Genomic DNA, 4308 nt, shown 5'->3' with positions numbered 1-4308 from the left:
CTGTGCGTATCCCGCATGGGATACGCAAGTCAGCCGAAGTTGGCCTCTAGCCTGCCCAATAAGAGGCCTTCCTTTTATTCGGCTGACCGATTGGGGAGGTGGGCGCCTTGCGGCGCCAATATAAATGCCGCCTGACGGCGCCAGCCACCAAAGGGGGGAAAGCGGCCGAAGGCCGCTAATCATCGCCATGCTATTCCTGCTGATGAATCCAAAGGCATCCAGCCGGAACCAGCCGGCAGCAGGAAGCTGGAAGCCGATTGCCTTCACCTTTACCCCCAGCGGCTCCTTCCTGCCCACTGGGTTTCCTTAGTGGACTAGTGCTCTAGTGAGCTAGTTGGAATCATCATCTACATGTTCCGTGATTCTTCGCCTAGGGATCAGTATTCTGACGATGAGGACGGGAAGGAATGTACGTAACGTCTTCTGTCGTCTGCTTTCTGACTTCTATCATTTATTTCACGCCCGTATCCTCCGCTCTTCGGCTAGCAGCACTGTAGACACAAAAGTTAATCCCGTAGCGCTAACTTCATAAGCATCGCCCGCAGGGCGATACCACAACCCTCGGCCCCAAGGGCCGTCGCCCCTTTCTACACAACCCGCCGCTGCAGGCGGCTATAACCTCCAGCCCCGCAGGGGCTGGCCACCTTCCCCTCTGAACCTTCTGAATCCTCTGAACCCGAGCCGCAGTGCGGCTCCAATGGCGCCACCACAACCTTCGGGCCAAAGGCCCGTTAAACCTAAGAACCCTCCGGCCTGAAGGGCCGGTCAATCTTAAGAACCTTTCCTCTCTGAATCCTCTGATCTTTACCCCTCTGCCATCTGCTTAAGCCCTTTCCTATTTGCAATATGGATTTTCTTTCCTTTCCGGCTGATGAGGTTTGTTTCTTCCAGCAGGTGGAGTTTACGGGAGAGGGTTTCGGGGGTGGTGCCCAGGTAGGCGGAGAGGTCTTTCATTTTCATGGGGATTTCCAGGTCCGCCGCGCTGCTGCTTAGGAGGGAGAGGCTCAGGAGGTAGGCGGAAAGTCTGGTTTCTACTCTTTCCATCATGAGGAAGCGGGTCTGGTTTTCTGTGTCCGCCATGCGCTGGGCGTTGATTTCCAGAAGTTTCAGGGCCAGCTTTGGGGTTTTCTCAAGGAGGGCGGTGAAGTCGCTTTTCCGGAGGAGGCAGGCGTCGGTGGCTTCCAAAGTGTCGATGAAGAGGTCCTGGGCCCTGGCGCCCAGGAGGGCGTTGGCGCCTTCGTAGCTGCCGGGGGTGAGGAGGCGGAGGAGCTGTTCCCTCCCGTTTCCTGCAATCATGTAGACTTTCATGGAGCCCGATGCCACGATGATGAGGAGGGGGTCGTCTCCCGGCTGCCAGACGGTTTCGCCTTTGCTGAAGTGGCGGTGAATGACGAGGCTTTCGATTTTGTCCTGTTCCTCTTCGGAAAGGTGGTTGAAAAGGGGGACGATGGATGTGCAGTGATGTTCTTTCATGGGATATCCTTTCTTATTTCTTTTTTTCTATTATACATGAAAAAAAGAAATATTTACATTTCTTGATATGTATCAATGTTTTAGATGCCCCGTTTCTTTATACTATTTACAGATAAAGAAATCCGAGCTTACAGAGCTTCAGTGAAACAGGAAAGGATGATTCCAATGATGGACACAATTCAGGAAAACGAAATTTTCAATCTGGCAGACAAGGTGGATTACAGAGAAGGCACTTTCCATCCGCAGGCGGCCCTCCGCAACGACAAGGCAGAGCTTTTCCTTATGGCGGTGGATGCGGGGGTGCTGATTCCGGACCATAAAGCGCCGGCGGACCTTATTTTCCAGGCCCTGGAAGGGGAAGCAGTGATTCAGATTAACGGCGTTGACCATCCGGTGAAGAAGGGAGATTTCCTTTACATGAATAAGGGTACACTTCATCACCTGCAGGCAGTATCAAAGTTCAAGTTCTCCATGGTGCGTCTTTATAAATAATTTTCAAACTTCATCAATCGGTACACATATAAACAGGAAAGGATGATTCCAATGATTAACACAATTCAGGAAAACGAAATTTTCAATCTGGCAGATAAGGTGGATTACCGGGACGGTGCTTTTCATCCGCTGGTGATTGACAGCAATGACAAGGCGGAGCATGTGCTCATGGCGGTGGATAAGGGCGTGCTGATTCCGGAGCACAAAGCGCCGTCGGATCTCATTTTCCAGGCCCTGGAAGGGGAAGCGGTGCTTCATGTGGGAGGAAAAGATCTCAACGTGAAGAAGGGAGATTTCCTCTATCTGAAGGAGGGCACCCTTCATCATCTGCAGGCGGTGACCCGGTTCAAGTTCTCCATGGTACGGATTTACTGATAGATTTCTTATGAAAGGAAGTTGGTGAAGATGACAGCGATAAAAGGTCTGGCAAGGAAGGCGGCCCTTGGGCTGGCGGTGGGTATGCTGCTGCTGGCGCCAGTGGCGGCGGAGGCCCACTGTGATACCATGGACGGGCCGACGGTGAAGGATGCCCTGAAGGCCATGGAAACGGATAATGTGAATTATGCGCTGAAATGGGTGCAGCCCCGGTATGAGGGGGAGGTGACCCGGGCATTTAATCTGAGCATGAAGGTGAAGGATATCAATGCAGATACCAGAAATCTGGCGGAGCAGTATTTCTTTGAAATCCTCCTCCGGGACCACCGGGCCGGAGAGGGGGCGCCCTTTGAAGGGGTGAAGCCCCATGGAACGCCAATTGATGAGAGGGTGAAGGCGGCGGACAGGAGCATTGAAGAAGGAAATCTGAAGCCCCTGGAGCATTTGGTGGATAGGGATAAGCAGCCGGAGCTGGAGCGCCGCTTCCAGCGGGTCATGACCCTCAGGGATTTCGACGTAAATGACCTTGAGGCGGGCCGGGAATACATTGAGGCCTATGTGCAGTTCTTTAAATTTGCAGAGGGAGAGGAGGACGAACATCACGGAGTACATGGCCATGGCGGCCATGAAGCCCTGCATGGACAGGAATAATAAAAAAGCACTAGAAAAGCACTAGTCTGATGACTGGTGCTTTTTTGCTGTGTGCGATACTTGAGGCGGTGGGCTTTTGAGGAGGAATCGGCGCTTGGATGTATTCCCGAAGGTTGACGCGGCTTCGCCGCGAGGGTTGATGGCGCCGCCGGGCCTTCGGCCCTGGGCGCCAAGGGTTCAGTCCGGGATCGGCTCCGCCTTCCGGACTGGTTGAGGGCCTGCCCAGGGTAGTTATATAGTACCGCTCTGTGCGTATCCCGCATGGGATACGCAAGTCAGCCGAAGTTGGCCTCTAGCCTGCCCAATAAGAGGCCTTCCTTTTAGTCGGCTGACCGATTGGGGAGGTGGGCGCCTTGCGGCGCCAATATAAATGCCGCCTGTCGGCGGCAAAAACCTTTACAACCGGGCTTCGCCCGTGGGAAACAGGCAAACCGCCCTGCGGGCGATGGAAATGCACCCCTATTCCCGCTGCGCGGGACTTCCCCCGGAGGGGGAAGTTTGCTCTACGCTTTACTTTAGAGCCATGTAGCAAAATGTTGAGCATCCATAGTGCCCCCGCTTTTGCGGGGTGGCAAGCGAACTTGGTTCGTAGGGGAGCGATAGCGACCTGAGAACCAAGTGAGACGCTTTCCCGTGGAGAAAGGTGGTGCCGAAGGCACCAAAGGGGGAAAAGCCGCCGTAAGGCGGCTAATCACTGTAATGTATGTCCTGCTGATGAATCTCAAGACATCAAGCCGGACTCAGCCGGAAGCCTGCAGCCTGCAGCCGGAAGCTGATTGCCTTTGCCTCTACATCTTGCGGCTCCCTCCCGCCGACGGGTATTTAGCAGCAAATGTGTCAACATCTACATGTACCGGCGATTCTTCACTTCGTTAAGAATGACAGTGGGGGCGGGAAGGAAAGCACGTAACGCAGGCTCCTTCCTCAGGTGGCAATCCTGCATAGGATTGCCAAGTTGGGCAAAGTTGGCCCTGCGTAGAGCAGCAATGGAGCAACATTGTAATTCTTAACCTCGTACACCCTTTGCCGCTTCGCGGCGTTCCCCTCAAGGGGAAACGAGAAATTTGGAATCGCCTTCCTATGAATTGCCGACCGGAATGGAGCTGGGCGAAGCCCTGAGGAACACCGAATCTTTTTAGCGAAAGACCTGACGCCCCGATCCTCCGTCGCCTACGGCGACACCTGCTGGCCGGGCTTTGAGGTGTTCGCTTTGTGTGCAGGCTATGCTCACATAATAGCCCGGGTCTGTCAAGTCCTTTGTGTAAATTTTTCTGCTAAATTAAAATTCTTCTAATCAAATGGACTCCAGGTCACTTG

4 protein-coding genes are annotated in these 4308 nt (G+C 53.8%); 3 read left to right on the top strand and 1 reads right to left on the bottom strand.

Going from position 1 to position 4308, the window contains the following annotated elements:
* Window positions 1-804 precede the first annotated feature (804 nt).
* Window positions 805-1473, bottom strand: coding sequence for a Crp/Fnr family transcriptional regulator (locus tag QZQ29_RS09000; RefSeq protein WP_296962516.1), 669 nt, complete (start codon window positions 1471-1473; stop codon window positions 805-807).
* Between the two features lie 165 nt (window positions 1474-1638).
* Between QZQ29_RS09000 and QZQ29_RS08995 the strand changes: the two genes are divergently transcribed.
* Genes QZQ29_RS08995 through QZQ29_RS08985 form a run of 3 tightly spaced genes read left to right on the top strand, consistent with a single transcriptional unit; the run spans window position 1639 to window position 2991 of the window.
* A complete protein-coding gene (locus tag QZQ29_RS08995) occupies window positions 1639-1965 on the top strand; it encodes a cupin domain-containing protein (protein ID WP_296962512.1) in 327 nt (108 codons plus the stop codon).
* A gap of 51 nt (window positions 1966-2016) precedes the next feature.
* Entirely contained in the window at window positions 2017-2340 is a 324-nt protein-coding gene (locus QZQ29_RS08990; RefSeq protein WP_296962510.1) for a cupin domain-containing protein, read from the top strand.
* 30 nt (window positions 2341-2370) lie between these two features.
* On the top strand, window positions 2371-2991 hold the full coding sequence (locus QZQ29_RS08985) for a DUF6448 family protein (protein WP_296962508.1): 621 nt from the start codon (window positions 2371-2373) through the stop codon (window positions 2989-2991).
* Window positions 2992-4308 lie beyond the last annotated feature (1317 nt).

It is taken from the genome of uncultured Dialister sp. (assembly GCF_900538805.1).
GTDB lineage: Bacteria > Bacillota > Negativicutes > Veillonellales > Dialisteraceae > Dialister.
Note: the sequence above shows the minus strand (reverse complement) of the source record. Positions and strands in the feature narration are given on the sequence as shown.

Coding starts and splice junctions, on each gene's coding strand:
- QZQ29_RS09000 (WP_296962516.1), bottom strand. CDS start 1,473: ATGAAAGAACATCACTGCACATCCATCGTCCCCCTTTTCAACCACCTT.
- QZQ29_RS08995 (WP_296962512.1), top strand. CDS start 1,639: ATGATGGACACAATTCAGGAAAACGAAATTTTCAATCTGGCAGACAAG.
- QZQ29_RS08990 (WP_296962510.1), top strand. CDS start 2,017: ATGATTAACACAATTCAGGAAAACGAAATTTTCAATCTGGCAGATAAG.
- QZQ29_RS08985 (WP_296962508.1), top strand. CDS start 2,371: ATGACAGCGATAAAAGGTCTGGCAAGGAAGGCGGCCCTTGGGCTGGCG.